The sequence below is a fragment of the Stutzerimonas kunmingensis genome, from assembly GCF_021432085.1.
GTDB lineage: Bacteria > Pseudomonadota > Gammaproteobacteria > Pseudomonadales > Pseudomonadaceae > Stutzerimonas.
The window spans coordinates 4642883-4658337 of sequence record NZ_CP090366.1 but is presented as its reverse complement, the minus strand read 5'-3'; the positions used below and the strand labels follow the sequence as shown (position 1 = coordinate 4658337).

The 15455-nt window shown below is 65.0% G+C and carries 13 protein-coding genes; 2 read left to right on the top strand and 11 right to left on the bottom strand.

The features are described from left to right. Positions 1–100: 100 nt before the first annotated feature. The 5 genes from LW136_RS22200 to LW136_RS22180 form a co-directional block, all read right to left on the bottom strand. Positions 101–1738 carry a diguanylate cyclase gene (locus tag LW136_RS22200; RefSeq protein WP_234174243.1) on the bottom strand — a complete coding sequence of 546 codons (1638 nt, stop codon included), beginning with the start codon at positions 1736–1738 and terminating at the stop codon, positions 101–103. Then, positions 1731–2117 (bottom strand): response regulator, encoded by a 387-nt coding sequence (locus LW136_RS22195; RefSeq protein ID WP_014822181.1) that lies wholly within the window; start codon positions 2115–2117, stop codon positions 1731–1733. The genes LW136_RS22200 and LW136_RS22195 overlap by 8 nt, the downstream gene beginning before the upstream one ends. Then, positions 2117–4528, bottom strand: a complete 2412-nt coding sequence (locus tag LW136_RS22190; RefSeq protein ID WP_234174241.1) for a PAS domain S-box protein — start codon at positions 4526–4528, stop codon at positions 2117–2119. The genes LW136_RS22195 and LW136_RS22190 overlap by 1 nt, the downstream gene beginning before the upstream one ends. Before the next feature lie 73 nt (positions 4529–4601). Then, positions 4602–4988: a response regulator gene (locus tag LW136_RS22185; RefSeq protein ID WP_014822179.1), complete on the bottom strand. Its 387-nt coding sequence runs from the start codon at positions 4986–4988 to the stop codon at positions 4602–4604. Positions 4989–5034: 46 nt separating this feature from the next. Beyond that, positions 5035–7998 carry a PAS domain S-box protein gene (locus tag LW136_RS22180; protein ID WP_234174239.1) on the bottom strand — a complete coding sequence of 988 codons (2964 nt, stop codon included), beginning with the start codon at positions 7996–7998 and terminating at the stop codon, positions 5035–5037. Between the two features lie 316 nt (positions 7999–8314). Between LW136_RS22180 and desA the strand changes: the two genes are divergently transcribed. Together desA and LW136_RS22170 are read left to right on the top strand one after the other, a co-directional pair. Further along, the gene (desA, locus tag LW136_RS22175) at positions 8315–9505 is read left to right on the top strand and encodes a delta-9 fatty acid desaturase DesA (RefSeq protein WP_234174237.1); all 1191 of its coding nucleotides are present in this window, start codon (positions 8315–8317) and stop codon (positions 9503–9505) included. A 124-nt stretch (positions 9506–9629) separates the two neighbouring features. Then, entirely contained in the window at positions 9630–10628 is a 999-nt protein-coding gene (locus LW136_RS22170) for a GGDEF domain-containing protein (RefSeq protein WP_042926639.1), read from the top strand. 47 nt (positions 10629–10675) lie between these two features. Here LW136_RS22170 and LW136_RS22165 read toward each other — a convergent pair whose 3' ends face one another. The 6 genes from LW136_RS22165 to LW136_RS22140 all read right to left on the bottom strand — a co-directional run bounded on the left by LW136_RS22165 (position 10676) and on the right by LW136_RS22140 (position 15424). Further along, positions 10676–11056, bottom strand: coding sequence for a hypothetical protein (locus tag LW136_RS22165; protein WP_234174236.1), 381 nt, complete (start codon positions 11054–11056; stop codon positions 10676–10678). An 80-nt stretch (positions 11057–11136) separates the two neighbouring features. After that, complete coding sequence (locus LW136_RS22160; RefSeq protein ID WP_234174234.1) at positions 11137–11736, bottom strand: lytic murein transglycosylase; 600 nt, start codon at positions 11734–11736, stop codon at positions 11137–11139. Positions 11737–11851: 115 nt separating this feature from the next. After that, entirely contained in the window at positions 11852–12529 is a 678-nt protein-coding gene (locus LW136_RS22155) for a hypothetical protein (protein WP_234174233.1), read from the bottom strand. Positions 12530–12578: 49 nt separating this feature from the next. Further along, positions 12579–13694, bottom strand: a complete 1116-nt coding sequence (gene aguA, locus LW136_RS22150; RefSeq protein ID WP_042926612.1) for an agmatine deiminase — start codon at positions 13692–13694, stop codon at positions 12579–12581. 65 nt (positions 13695–13759) lie between these two features. Further along, positions 13760–14641, bottom strand: a complete 882-nt coding sequence (gene aguB / locus LW136_RS22145) for an N-carbamoylputrescine amidase (RefSeq protein ID WP_014822172.1) — start codon at positions 14639–14641, stop codon at positions 13760–13762. 132 nt (positions 14642–14773) lie between these two features. Next, a complete protein-coding gene (locus LW136_RS22140) occupies positions 14774–15424 on the bottom strand; it encodes a TetR/AcrR family transcriptional regulator (protein WP_234174231.1) in 651 nt (216 codons plus the stop codon). Between the last annotated feature and the right edge of the window lie 31 nt (positions 15425–15455).

The following is a 15455-nucleotide window of genomic DNA, read 5'->3' as shown; positions in this document are numbered from 1 at the left end:
GAATCCCCAGTTGCCTCGCTACCGCGCGGTCACCGGGATCAGATCAGTATAGTCAGACCCGTCCGGACCACAGCGGTTCGCCGCCGAAAGGGCCGTGCGCTCAGCGCTGGGCGATCTGCACCTGGTTGCGGCCGTTGTGCTTGGCCGCGTACAGCGCCTGATCGGCGTGCTCGAGCAGCAGGCCGGAGGCGCTGTGGCCGTCGGTTTCGCAGATGCCGGCACTGAAGGTCACGCGGAACTCCTGGTCGCCGGCATTGAAGCTCAGCGCAGCGAAGCGCACGCGGATTTCGTCGAAAATGCGTCGGGCCTGCAGGGCCGAGCATTCGGGCAACACGGCGACGAATTCCTCGCCACCGTAGCGGCCGAGGCTGTCGATACGCCGCAAGCGCTGGCGCAGCAGGTTGGCCAGGGCGCGGATCACATTGTCGCCGGCGGCATGCCCATAGGTGTCGTTGATCTGCTTGAAATGATCGAGGTCGAGCATCACCACGCTGGCGGGTTTGCCGGTGCGGGTGGTGCGCTGCACTTCCAACGCCAGCTGTTCCTTGATATCGGCGTGCTTGAGCAGGCCGGTCAGGCTGTCGCGGGCCAGCGCCGTACTCAGCGAGCGCGCACGCTGGGCGTGGGAATACACCGCGGCCACCAGCGCGGTATCGCTGATCGGCTTGGTGATGAAATCGTCGCCGGCCTTGAGCAGCGCCGCCATCTGCCGGTGGGTATCGGTCTCGGCGGAAAGGTAGATGATGGTCACCCGCAGCCATTCGTCATGCAGGCGGATCATCTGCGCCAGCTCTGGCCCCGAGCAGTCCGGCATGTTGACGTCCAGCAGCAGTACCTCGGGGTTGAAGCTGCGCATGGTCTCCAGTACGCGGGTAGGTTCGGTGAGTATCTGCACCTGCATCTGCGCATTGCGCAGCACCAGGCTGTAGCGTGCTGCCAACTCGACGTCGTCATCGACGATCAGCACGCGGAAGGGTTCGCCCTGCTGGCGATCGAGGCAGCGCTCCAGGCTGTTCTCCAGCTGGGTGATATCCAGCGGGCGGACGAAGAAGCCCTGGGCGCCGGCACGCACCGCGGCCAGCTGGCTGGCGAAATCGGCCCGGTCGTGGATGACCAGCAGCGGCAGTGGCTGCTCGAGGCCTTGCTGCAGAGCGGCGAGCGCGTCGAAATCGCTGTCCTGCTGCACGCTGACGATCAGCGCGTCGGGCAGTTCATCGGCCACGGCCGCTTGCAGTGCGGCGAAGTTGGGCCACTGGCTGACCAGATAACCGAAGTTGCGCAGGGTCACCGCCATGCTGGCGCCCGCGACCGGATCGGCCTTCATCAGGTAGATGCGACAGCCGGGGGCAGGCTCCTCGTGGTGCTCCGGTAGTTCCGCCGCGCCGTCGCGTTCCTGGCCAGGGGTTTCGCCGGCCAACTGCAGCACCGCGCGGGCGAAGGCCTCGGCGGCGCGGCTGCCCGGCTTGGCCGAATCCAGCCAGCGATCGGCGCGCTGCTCCAGCTGCCTGGCGCGCTCCCCGAGCTTGGCGAAGCCGAAGGTGCCGGCGGCACCAGCCAGCCGATGCAGGCGCTCGCGGATGCTCAGCATCACCAGCCGACGGCTGGCGGTGGCACGGGTCTGCTGCAGATCCTGGGCGAGCGCGGCGAGGTCGGTCAGGTCGGCCTGCAGGCGCTCGCCGAACTGCTGTTCCAGCTGCGCCAGCTGCTCCTGCAGCGCCAGGCGGGCGCGATCATCCATGCTCGGCCTCCCAGATCTGCCGCAACTGGGTGGCAAGTTGCAGCGGGTCGAAGGGCTTGCCCAGCACCTGGCGCACACCGAGCTGACGCAACTCCTGCAGCCGTTCGGGCTGCAGATGGCCGGTGAGAAACACCACCGGCGTCTGCTGCAGGTCGACCAGATCGGCCAGTTGGCGAACCAGCTCGATGCCGTCCATCTGCGGCAGCATCACATCGAGCAGGATCAGGTCCGGAGCGAAGGCCTGCACCTGGTCGAGCGCGGCCTGGCCTGACTGACAGCTGAGCACTTCGAAGCCGCCGAGCTTTTCCAGGGCGATGCGAGTCACCACCTGGATGGACGGTACGTCTTCGACGTGCAGGATACGCTTGAGCTGTTTCATCACGGGCTCTCCTTGGCCTGGTCTTGTGCGGGTAGTTCGAACCAGAAGCAGGCGCCATGGCCGGGCTCGGATTCGAAGCCGATCTGCCCGCCCATGTGCTCGATCAGCTCCTTGCTGATCGCCAGGCCCAGTCCGGTTCCGCCTTGCTGGCGGCTGTCGGACGAGTCTGCCTGGGCGAACTTCTGGAATACCCGCGCACGAAATTCATCGGAAATTCCCGGGCCCTGGTCTCGGACGCTGACCCGAACCTTGCCGTCACTGACCCGCGCCGACAGATCGACCCGTTCTCCGGCAGGGGAAAACTTCGCTGCATTGGACAGCAGGTTGCTCAGCACCTGCTGCAGGCGCATGGCATCGACCGTCACGCTCACTGCCGGGCAGGCGCCGAGGTGCAGCTGCACGCCATGCCGTTCGGCGTAGCTGCCGTTGCTGCGCAGGGCCAGCTCCAGCTGGGGTTGCAGCGCTTGTTCGAGCATGTCGAAGCGCATCTTGCCGGCGTGCAGCTTGTCCATGTCCAGCAGGTCGTCGATCAGCGCGCTCAGGCGCTGGCTGTTCTGCTGGGCGATCTCCAGCAGCTCGTGCATCGACTCGGGCACTTCGCCCATGACGTTCGAGCAGATCAGCGCCAGGGCGCCGGTGATGGAGGTCAGCGGCGTGCGCAGCTCATGGCTGACGGTGGAGATGAACTCGCGCTGCAGGCGTTCGATGCGCTTGCGTTCGGTGATGTCGTGCAGCACGACGACCGCGCCCATTCGCTGGCCATCGGAGGTGTACAGCGGGTCGGCGTTGGACAGCACGTGCCGTGGTGCGCCATTGCTCAGCAGCACCATCTCGTGATCGATGACGTGCTCGCCATTGAGGGCGCGGCGCAGGGGAATCTCTTCGGGTTCCAGCGGGGTGACGCCATCGGCGCGGTACAGCCGGTAATGGCGGGCCCATTCGCTCGGCGATAACGGGGCGACATCGGCGCCATGCCACTGCTTGGCCTTCTCGTTGAACAGGGTCAGATTGCCTTCGGCATCGCAGGCGATCACCGCTTCACTCAGCGCCTCGAGCAGGCGCCGGTTCATCTCCTGCTGTTTGTCCAGCTCCAGCTGCTCGGCCTTGCGCGCGGTGATATCGGTAACGAAGCCGTGCCAGAGCACCGAGCCGTCGACCTGCTGCAGCGGGGTTGCCCGCGCCTCGACCCAGATCAGCCCCTTGTGCGGGTGCTCGACACGGTGCTCGCTGTGCCAGGGCGTGAGTTCACGAGCCGCCTGGCGGATGCTGAGCAACAGGGCGCTGCGGTCGGGGCCGTGGACCCGGCCGACGATCGGCGCAAAGCTGCTGGCCAGCTGCGCCGGGCTGAGCCCGTAGATCTGCTCGACCCCTTCACTGACATAGGGAAAGCACGCCGGTCCATCGGCGCGCCAATGGAACTGGAAGAGCATGCCCGGGACCTGCGCGGCGATCTGCTGCAGGCGCAGTTGCAACTGCTCCTGATAGGCCAGGTCGTAGGCATTGACCAGGTAGCCGCGCAGGTGCTCCTGCTCGTCATGGATCGCGCTCACGCCCAGCAGCACCGGCACCTCGTTGCCGTTCTGGTGGCGCAGGCGCCATTCGGACATGTCGCGTCGGCCGCGGTGCAGCGGCGCGCTCAGCACCGAGAAATCGGCCTCGACCGGCATCTGCAATTCGCTGGAAAGCAGCAGTGCCCGGCGCTGCAGCGCCTCCGGGCGGAACAGCGCGGCGGTCAACGGATGGCCGACCAGCGCCTGTTCGCTGTAGCCGAGCAGACGCTCGGCGGTCGGGTTGACGCTGGTGACCACGCCGTCGGGGCGGGTCACCAGCACGGCGCTGGAGGCGCTGTCGAGGATGGCCTGTTGCAGTGCCGCCTGCTCGGCGTGGCGGTGCGCCAGCAGATGCTGCTCGAACAGGCGGATCACCTGGCGTCCGAGGCGCTCCAGGGTTTCGCGCTGCTCCGCGCTGAGCCGCCGCGGCTGGCGGTCGATCACGCACAGGGTGCCGAGGTTGTAGCCATCAGGCGAGGTCAGCGGCGTGCCGGCGTAGAAGCGGATCTGCGGGTCGCCGAGCACCAGTGGGTTGTTGCTAAAACGCGGGTCCTGCAGCGTATCCGGTACCTCGAAGATCTCGTCGCCGGCGATGGTGTAGGTGCAGAAGGAGATTTCCCGCGGGGTCTCGCTGACGTCGAGGCCGACGCGGCTCTTGAACCACTGACGATGATCGTCGACCAGCGAGATCAGCGCGATGGGCGTATCGCACATCTGCGCGGCCAGCGCGGTGAAGTCATCGAATGCACTGTCTTCGGGGGTGTCGAGGATTTCGTAGCGCAGCAACGCTGCCAGGCGTGACAGCTCGCGCGGCTGGGCGGTCGATGGCATCGGCGTCGTGCTGTGTTGCGGTGACTCCATCGTCGCGCCTTGCTGGTTCGGTGGGGGGCGTCCGGTCGGCAGCGTTTCACGACCGGGGCTTAAGCAGTTCTGCCTAGTATCGGCCACTCAGCCAGATGCTGCGAATCTGCTCGGCCAGCTGCATCGGGTCGAACGGCTTGACGATCACGTCGCGCGCGCCCAGCTTGCGCAGGTGCTCGATCTCGCTCGGCTGCACCTTGGCGGTCATGAATGTTACCGGAATCCGTTCCAGGTCGATGCGCTCGCGCAGCCTGAGCAGCGTCTGCGGGCCGTCCATGCCCGGCATCATCACGTCCAGCAGGATGAAGTCGGGGGCGAAGGCTTCGACTTCCTCCAGCGCCTGTGCACCAGAGGAGCAGGACAGCACCTCGTATCCGCCAACGGCCTCCAGGGCCAGCTTGGTCACCGCCTGAATCGACGGATCGTCTTCAACGTGCAGGATGCGCCTTAGCTCGGCCATTGTGCCTCCGGGGGTCGTTTGCGTGCGCGTCCGCTTAACGGAAGCATCAGGATTGATCTTGCGCCAGCGGCGCGACTGGTAAATCGCACCAGAAACAGGCGCCTTCGCCGGGCTCGGAATCGAAACCGATCCGGCCGTGCATGTGTTCGATCAGTTCCTTGCTGATGGCCAGGCCCAGGCCGGTGCCTTCCTTCTGGCGGCTGTCGGAGGAATCGGCCTGGGAGAATTTCTGGAAGATTCGTGTGTGGAATTCAGGGGCGATGCCCGGTCCCTGATCGCGTACCGAGATTCGCACCCAGTCATCGCGTCGCTCGCTGCCGAGCGTAACGGTGCCACCCTGCGGCGAGAATTTGACCGCATTGGAGATGAGATTGGCCAGTACCTGCTGCAACCGGTCGTCGTCTGCCATCAGCTGCACGTCCGGCGCGGGCAGCAGCTCCAGCGTGACGCCATGCTTGCTGGCGTAGCCCTGATTGGCGGCGATTGCCTGTTGCAGCTGCGTCGGCAGCGCATGCGCGCGCAGGTCGAGGGTCATCTTGCCGGCGACCAGCTTGTCCATGTCCAGCAGGTCGTCCACCAGGCGCCCCAGGCGCAGGCTGTTCTGGTGGGCGATGCTGATCATCTGGCGCATGTTTGGCGAGGGTTCGCCCAAGGCACCGCCGACGATCAGGCCGAGGGCACCGGAGATCGAGGTCAGTGGCGTACGCAGCTCGTGGCTGACGATGGACACCAGTTCGCTCTTCATCCGCTCGATGCGCTTGCGTTCGGTGATGTCGCGCACCAGGCCGATGAATCGGCGCTCGCCGTGATGGTTGATCTGCGACACGCGCAACTCGATGGTGAAGGTTTCGCCGGTACGCCGCAGGGCGGTGAGTTCGCGGTTCTGTTCCAGCGCGCGAGGAATGCCGCGTCTTTCGTAGGTCTCCAGATAGCCGTCGTGGGCGGAGCGGTCCGGTTCGGGCATGAGCATCGACAGGTTGCGGCCGATGACCTCCGCGGCGCTGTAGCCGAAGATCTGTTCGGCGGCGTGGTTGAAGGTCTCGATGATGCCGCGGGCGTCGATGATGATGATGGCGTCGATCACGTTGTCGATCAGCATGCTCAGGTAGCGCTCGCGCTCCTGCATCTCTTCCTTGGCCAGCGCCTGGTCGGTGACATCCCAGATGAAGCCGTCGCACCAGCCGACAGGGTCGTCGCGCTCGTGCAGGACGCGGGCCTTTTCGCGCACGTAGACGGTGCGGCCTTCGGCATTGATGAGGCGGTAGACGCCCTCGAAGGTGTCCTGCTCGGCGTGTTGCCGGGCCAGCTCGAGGTCGTCTGGGTGGATCAGGCTGGCGTAGCTGCGCACGCGGTCGCCGACGAAATCGCCGGCCGGGTAGCCGGTCAGGCGTTCGATGCCGTCGCTCAGGTAGCTCATGCGCCGGCGGCCGTCGTTGCGGCAGCGGTAGACCACGCCCGGCAGGTTGCTGACCATGGCGCGGAAGCGGCTCTCGCTCTTCTGCAGCGCGCGGGTGGCTTCCATCAGTTCGGTGATCTCAGTCACGAAGCCGTGCCAGAGCACGGTGCCGTCAGGACGTCGCTCGGCGGTGGCACGTCCCTCGGCCCAGAGCAAACCGCGTTGCGGATGCTGGATGCGGAACTCCACCGAGCCGGTTGTCGACCCAGCAGCCACACGCAGCAGTGCGGCTTTCAGTCGTGGCAGATCCTGCGGGTGAACGTGCACCAGGGCCTGGGAAGCATCTTCCAGTAGCCGCTGCGGGTCGATGCCGTAGAGGTCGCGTGCGCCCTCGCTGGCATAGAGAAAGGCATAGCGGCCGTTGGCGAAGCGCTTGAGCTGGAAAACCACACCGGGCAGCAGGCTGGCGATCTTCTGTGCGCGGTCGAGCAGGCGCTGGCGGCGTCGGCCCTGCTGTTGCTGGCTGAACTGATGCTGCAGCTGCGCGCCGATGCGCCGTTGCAGCAGTACCGCCAGGGTCAACAGCAGCGCCTCGGCGATCAGCCAGGCCAGACTCCATTTGATCAGCAGCCGGCGCTCGGCCTGTTGGTGCTCCTGCTGCATCGCGGTGATGTCGCGCCAGACCAGCGCCGCTGCCAGCAGCGGCGCCGATGGCTGGGCCCGACGGTCGCTGTGCAGGGGAATCTGATTGAGCATATAGGTGCGGCCGTCGGCACTCAGCAGGCGCAAGGCCAGGCCGCTCTCCGGCTCGGGCAGCATGCTCTGCTGCGCCCAGTGCAGAATCTGTGTCGCCGAATGTTTGATCAGCAGCCAGTCGCCGTCGCTGCGCAGTTGCACGCCGCTGGGGGCTTCCACGTCTGCCGCCTGCAGTGCCTGGCGATTGACCACCAGCGCCAGCCCGGCAGCCAGCTGATCGCCCAGCTCGGGCAATTCCGGCAGCACGTTGTAGCCGACTTCCAGGGCGCCGATGATCTCGCCGGACTCGCTGTCGGTGGCACGCAAAGGAACGATGGCGCGACTGCTGGCGCCGAGCGCATTGACCTCCATGCCGTACTGCATGCTGCCTTCGCTCATCGCGCGGCGCAGCATCGGGCGCTGCGCCGCCATTGCGTCACCGAAGCGCTCCGGTTGCTGCATGCGCAGCAGGGCGACCCCAGCGTCGCTCCAGAAGATCTGCAACTGCAACGCGCCGTGGCGTTGCATGGCGCTCCAGGCCGGGCTCAACGCGGCGCGCAGACGCTGACGTGCCAGCTCGATACGTGCATCGTCCATGGCCCGGCCATCACGTAGCGCCGTATCGATCTGGCGTACCTGGCGCAGCACTTCGGCATTGCCGGCCAGCGCCGTGGCGACCATGTCGGCCTGCCGCCGCTGATTGAGCTGCGCGCTCTGCAGTGCCAGGCTCTGCAGTTCGCCGTGGGTGTCGATTTCCAGGTGCCAGGCGGCATCGCGCGCGCGGTAGTCATTGAATGCCAGGCTACCGAACAGCAGCACGAGCAGCAGGCTGCCGAGCGTGAAGATCCAGTGGGGTGTGGTGATGCCGGCGTTCGTCATCGGCGGGCCGGCCAGAGGCGCGAGGTGCTGCGCTCGACGTACGACGTTTGCATGAGCCGCAACTTTCCAAGGCAAAAAAGAAACAATGATAGCTCTATGCCAGTACGGCCGATAGCGTCTTTCGGGAATGCACGTCAGCATGGCGCCACGTACCGAAGCGTAGCGATTGCAGCCGAATCTGGCTAAAAAATCACCAGCTTTTAGACGGTCGGTCGGGCTGTTTCCTAGACTCGCCGACGCCTGGTGTTAGGCTGAAGGCAGGTGGACGCCAGCGGACGTCGCTGGCGCACCGTTCTGCAAGAGGCACCCCGTTATCATGTGGCACACCGGTTTACTCGACCTGTCGGTCTGGCAACTCATCGCGACCACGCTGCTGCTGACTCACGTCACCATCGTCAGCGTCACGGTCTACCTGCACCGTTACTCGGCGCACCGCTCGCTGGAGCTGAATCCGGCGCTCAAGCATTTCTTCCGCTTCTGGCTGTGGCTGACCACGGCGATGAACACCCGCGAGTGGACCGCGATCCACCGCAAGCACCACGCCAAATGCGAGACCCCCGATGACCCGCACAGCCCGGTGCAGAAGGGTCTTAGCACGGTGCTGCGCAAGGGCGCCGAGCTGTACATGGAAGAGGCGAAGAACGAGGAAACCCTGCGCATCTATGGCAAGAACTGCCCGGACGACTGGATCGAGCGCAACCTCTATTCGCGTTTTCCCAATACCGGCATCGTGCTGATGCTGCTGATCGACCTGGCGCTGTTCGGTGTGCTCGGCCTCACCGTGTGGGCCGTGCAGATGATCTGGATTCCGTTCTGGGCCGCCGGTGTGGTCAACGGTCTCGGTCACGCGGTCGGTTATCGCAACTTCGAATGCCGTGATGCGGCGACCAACCTCGTGCCCTGGGGCATCCTCATCGGCGGCGAGGAGCTGCACAACAACCACCATACCTATCCGAACTCGGCCAAGCTATCGGTGCGCAAATGGGAGTTCGACATGGGCTGGGCCTGGATTCGCCTGTTCAGCCTGCTGCGGCTGGCCAAGGTCAACCGTACGGCGCCGATCGCCCACCGCATCGAGGGCAAGCAGCAGCTGGACATGGACAGCGCCATGGCGATCCTCAACAACCGTTTCCAGATCATGGCGCAGTACCGAAAGCTGGTCATAGTGCCGCTGGTGCGCCAGGAACTTGGCCGCGCCGACGCCACGCTGCGTCATCAACTGCGCCGGGCCAAGCGTCTGCTGGCGCGGGAGCCGAGTCTGCTGCAGCAGGAGCAGCAGGCGCACATCGACGACATGCTGGCGCAGAGCCAGTCGCTCAAGGTGATCTACGAGAAGCGTCTGGCGCTGCAGCAGATCTGGACGCGAACCAGCTCGAACGGCCACGAAATGCTGGCGGCGATCAAACAGTGGGTGCACGAAGCGGAAGCCAGCGGCATCCAGTCGCTGCGCGAATTCGCCGAGCATCTGCGGACCTATTCACTGCGCCCGTCGGTCGCCATCGCCTGACCTTCCATCGGCTCAAGCACAAGGCCTGCAGCCGGCCGGAACTTTGCTTCTGGCCGGCTCTCTGAACAGCATTCTCAACATGCAGTACCGTCGCAATCGCGACGGTCGTTTCAGGAAGAAGGCTATGCGGCTGGCGAGTAATCAGGGTGATTCGGGTATGGGCATGCTACCGGGCGGCGATGCGCAGACATTGCTGGCGCTGATGCATGCGCGCGCGGAGGCTGCCCGCCTGGGCGAGCGCGAGCAACTGTTCAGCACCCTGCTGGGCGGCGTCAACGCCGTGCTCTGGGCGTTCGACTGGCAGGCGCAGCGGATGATCTACGTCAGCCCGGCCTACGAGCGCATCTTCGGTCGCTCGCCGGCCCTGCTGCTGGCCGATTACGGTGAGTGGCGCAACGCAATCTATCCGGATGACGTCGAGTTTGCGCAGAAGAGCATGCTCGCCGTGCTCGACGAGGGCGCGGTGGAAACCCGTGAGTACCGCATCATCCGTGGCGACGGGCAGTTGCGCTGGTTGAGCGACAAGTGTTTCCTCGGCCGCCGCGCCGATCGTGGCCAGGGCCCGATCATCGTGGGTATCGCCGAAGACATCACCGAGAAGAAGCAGCTCGAAGGCGAACTGCAGCGTCTGGCCACTACCGATGTGCTGACCCAGAGCAGCAACCGCCGGCACTTCTTCGAATGCGCTCGTGCCGAGTTCGAGCGGGCGCGGCAGTTTGCTTCCTCGCTGGCGTTTCTGCTGCTGGATATCGATGACTTCAAGCGTATCAACGACACCCACGGCCACCAGATGGGCGATCAGGTGCTGCAAAAGGTGGCCCGCTGCGGCGCCGCCGTGCTGCGCCAGAGCGACCTGTTCGGGCGCATCGGCGGTGAGGAATTCGCCGCGGTGCTGCCAGGCTGTCAGCCGGATCTGGCCGAACAGATCGCCGAACGCCTGCAGCGCGAGATCGAGCGCGTGGTGTTTACCGCCGAGAACGGCGAGCGTTTCCGCGTCACCGCCAGCCTGGGCCTGACCTACCTGAAAGCCAGCGATCCCGAGCTGAGCAGCGTGTTCGCCCGCGCCGACGCGGCGATGTACACCGCCAAGCGCCTGGGCAAGAACCAGGTCATCGTCGGCTAATTTCGGCGGGCTGGCCGGGCTGGCTTGTCCGGCCTAGCGCTCCCACGTCACTGGCCGAACTGCTGCCCAAGGCTCTCCATCTGCTGCTTGAACTCGGTGCATTTGGCCTGACGCTCGGACGCGGGGACATCCTTCCACTTTGCCTCGCTCTCCTTGACGCCGTCGGCAAAGGCCGTATCGAAAGTTGCCGGGTCCATCCCGGCGCGGGTCGCCTGGGTTCTTTGCTGCTCTCTATGCTCGGCAAGTTTCTCGTCGGTGTAGTCGTCGCAGACTTTAGCTGTCACATGCATGGCACCACCAAACTTGGCCAGCTGCGCGTGCATGTTGGTCATCATCTGTTGATTCGGCTCCTCCGCCTGAGTGGTCGAGCTGATCAGCGTGAGCGCTGCGGCGAGCGCCAGGGATGGCAGGTGGATGGCTGAAGACATGATTGCTCCTATGATCAGTACTTGTTTATTCGGTGCGTGGCGAGGCCTCAGTGGTTTCGGCCTGATGGTTGTGATTCGACTCAGCGAAGCATTCGGTGAATGGCAATGGCTGCCTCGATCGCCTGATCGTTGGTGATGTGCTGCATGCTTTCCACTTTCTGCAGGGCGATACCGGCAGCCGTCGCGGTGACGGTGACCCGGCCGACGACCACCTGAGGGCCGATGATCCCCAGCTGAGCGCTGGGGTCCATACGCTTGCTGACATCTACCACGAAGCCGCCGATGTCCTCGGCGCGGGCGTCGTCATGGACCATGCCCAGTTTGCGAAGCATCTGCTCGTTCGAGGGGGTTTCGTCGACAGAAATGGCGATGGAAAGGCCGCCGCCTTTGACTTGCTGGGAGATATCGCCGCTCTGCATTTCCCGGGAAAGCCAGGAGCAGCTGATGCCATAGACGGTCACGTTGTCGTAACGGCCACCATTGTCCTGATCCACTAGGGCCAGACCATCCAGAAGCGGCGTGAGTCGTGCCGCGATCCGTTCACACTTGGGCAGCTGTTCCAGCGTAGGAACGGCATTAGCGGCCTTGGGAATGGATGCTGAGCCCTCTTCTTCGCTGCAGCCACTGGCTGCGAGAGCGAGCGACAGCAGCACGAACTGGACTGAAAGGGGGATCGACAAGAGGTGTTTCCTGACGGGCGCTTGGATGTGTGACCGCACCAACGGTCAAGCGAACCCCAAATGTAGACCAGATCGACAGGGCTTCAAGTCAGCGGGGGCCTGCCGGGCTCTGGCATCAGCGCGACTTGCGGTATACGTCGTCGAAACGCACGTTGAGCCCGCCGCAGTGGCTGTTATCGGTCACCACCAGATTGCCGGCGACATGCTGCAGGGTCACCTGGCAGTCGTACTCGTCATCGCCTTCGCTGATCTTCAGCAGGTCGTCGGAGGGACGACCATGGCCGGAGAATGCCCCGACATGAACGATTGGCTCTCCGTAGCTGTTGAGGCCGCCTTGCCACATGGCCTCGCCTTCAACGGCGAAGGGCCCGTCGGGGGAGGGCTGGGTAATGAGGATGCTGTTGCTACCCGCGATGGGGTGCCAGCGGCCGATCCAGTCGCCGGCCGTGGGTACCGGCGTAGCGTGGTCGGTACGGACGTGGTGCGCGGGCAGCCAGCCGACGAACTCGCGCTTGTTGGAGAAATACCACGCGCAGGCCCAGCCATCCGTCTCCTTGCCGACCAGCAGCTTGTCACCATTCACCAGATAGGCGCGTCGGATGCAGGATTCCTGCTCCGGGCAGCCAACCGCGTCATCGCGAAAATGCACGGGTTGATCTGCATTGGCTACAACCTCCGCATGCCTTACCGCGCCGGCGAAGGCCGGAAAGAAGCCATTGCGGCAGGAATACGGCTCGATGGCCTGCGCTGATGGCGCCAGTAGCATGCATAGCAGGAAGGCTCTGATTCGCACGGTGCGCGGTCTCCTCGTTACAGCCATGTTGACCCGCCCAGGGGATCAACTACATGGCTGATCGGTTCAGCGGTGCCGGCTGCTGCTGGGTGATGCAGTGGATGTTGCCGCCGCCGAGGAGGATCTCGCGCCCTGGCACCATGACGACCCGGTGCTCCGGGAATACCTGCGCCAGGATGCGCTCGGCTTCGGCGTCCAGCTGGTCGCCGAAGGCTGGGGCGATGATGCCGCCGTTGACGATGAGGAAGTTCACGTAACTGCCGGCCAGGCGTATCGACGGGTCGCGTGGCTGACTGCCATCCAGCGCGAGCACGCCGGCGCATTCTTCGGTGGTCGCGTGCAGCGGGCCGGGGATTGGCATCTTGTGCACCGTCAGCGTGCGGCCCTTGGCGTCGCGAACGCTCTGCAGCACGGCCATGGCCGCCTGACAGCGCTCGAAGTTGGGGTCGTTCGCATCGTCGGTCCAGGCCAGCAGTACTTCACCCGGGCGCACGAAGCAGCAGAAGTTGTCGACGTGGCCGTCGGTTTCATCGTTGAACAAGCCGTGCGGCAGCCAGATGATGCTGTCGACCGCCAGCTGTTCCCGCAGCACGCTCTCGATCTGCTCGCGGGACAGATGCGGGTTGCGGTTGCGATTGAGCAGGCATTCCTCGGTGGTGATCAGCGTGCCCTCGCCGTCGACGTGGATCGAGCCGCCCTCGAGCACGAAGCCCTCGGTGCGGTAGCGGTCGCAGTATTCGAGTTCGAGGATCTTGCGCGCCACTTCGTCGTCGCGCTGCCAGTCGGCATAGAGGCCGCCGTCTTCACCGCCCCAGGCGTTGAACGTCCAGTCGACACCGCGCAGGCCGCCTTGGTCGTCGATGACGAAGGTCGGCCCGGTATCGCGCACCCAGGCGTCGTCGGTGCTCAGTTCCACCACGCGGATGCGCGGATCGTCCAGTGCCGCGCGGGCTGCGAGGTACTGCTCGGCGCTGGCGCAGACGGTAACCGGCTCGAAGCGTGCAATGGCCTTGGCGACAGCGGTGAACGCGGCCTGCGCGGGCGCGCCGTTGTCACGCCAGTTGTCCGGGCGTTGCGGCCAGACCATCCAGGTCTGGCTGTGCGGTGCCCATTCGGCGGGCATGAAGTAGCCATCGGTACGCGGCGTGGTGGTCAGGGTGGTCATCTGCATCTCTCATGAAGCGGGAAAGGACAGGCCTTTCCCGTGGTTCGTAGCGGCGGGCGCGCGGCTCACTCTGAAGGCTGCGAGCCGTCCAAGGTCCGGATCGAGCCGTAGAGATTCGGCCGGCGATCGCGGAACACGCCCCAGGCGCTGCGGATGTGTTCGAGCTGGTCGAGATCGAACTGGTGCACCAGCACGCCCTCGCTGGTTTCGTCCATTTCCTCGACCTTGGCCCCGAACTGGTCGGCGATGAACGACGAGCCGTAGAAGGTGATGTCGTAGCCGTCCTGCTCTTCGCGGCCGATGCGGTTGCTGGCGATCAGCGGCATTAGGTTGGCCCCGGCATGGCCCTGCTGCACGCGCTGCCAGTGGTCGCGCGAGGTGATGTTCGGGTCGTGCGGCTCGCTGCCGATGGCGGTCGGGTAGAACAGCAGTTCGGCGCCCATCAGCGCCATGCTGCGCGCGGTTTCGGGGAACCACTGATCCCAGCAGATGGCCACGCCGATCTTGGCGTAGCGGGTGTTCCACACCTTGAAGCCGGTGTCGCCCGGGTTGAAGTAGTACTTCTCGTGGTAGCCGGGGCCATCCGGAATGTGGCTTTTACGGTAGACGCCGAGCAGCTTGCCGTCGGCATCGATGATGGCGATGGAATTGAAGCGGGCGCGTCCGGCCAGCTCGAAGAAGCTGATCGGCAGCACCACCTGCAGTTCGGCGGCGACCTTCTGGAAATGCTGGATGGCCGGGTTTTCCTCGACCGGCGTCGCCAGCTGCAGGTACTCGGCGTTGGGCTTCTGGCAGAAGTAGGGCGTCTCGAACAGCTCCTGAATGAGGATGATCTGCGCGCCCTTGGCGGCGGCCTCGCGCACCAGCTTGTCGGCATTGGCGATGTTGGCCTGGCTATCCCAGGAACAGGCCATCTGGGTGGCGGCAACGGTAACGACTCGGGACATGGAAACCTCGCGGCTGCAGTTGAAAGGGCGACGGCTATCGAAAGCGCAAATTTATTCGATATTTATCTGGATTGATAGGGGGCTGAACGCCGATGGAAAAGAAAGGGCTGACCGTTTATCGATATTTATCGATCAGCGGCTCGGTGTTTCCCGCTTCGGCAGGCATGGCGGCAGATACAGGCCGAGATAGGCATCGAATACACGCAGGCCTTCCTCGGCCATGCGTGGCGTCAGGCTGCCGTACAGCTGTATGGATCGAGCATAGACGCGGTCGCCGAGTTCCACGGCCATGGCGAACACATCGATGTCCTGCGGCAGAGGCGGCAGGGCGAAATGTCGCTCGAACACGGCCTGCATCGCCTGGCCGAGTTCCAGGTCCAGGCGCTGATCGGTCTGCGTCACCTCGCCGAGGCCGTGCTGCACGAGGATCAGCTGGCGGGCGGCGCTGTCCTGTTCGTAGACCCCGAGCATGCGCTGTTCGATCAGTCGCGACAGGTCGCGCCAGCTGCTCAGGCTCTGGTGATCGATGGGCTGCTTGAGGCTGTCCCTGAACGTCGCGTGCACATCGGCCGTCAGCGCCGCGAGCAATGCCGGCACTCCAGAGAAGAAGTGGTAGACGGAGGAGGGCGGAATGCCGGCGCGCTCCGCCACCGCGTACACCGATAGCGTCGCGGCGCCCTGCTCGGCGAGCAGTTCACGGGCGCTGGAGAGAATCTGGCGGATGCGCGCCTGGCTGCTGGCGCGCGGGCGGCGACTGGGCGTCGCGGGGCTGGGCTTGGTCATCGGCCTATTTGAAGCCAGCACGGCGGCGGAT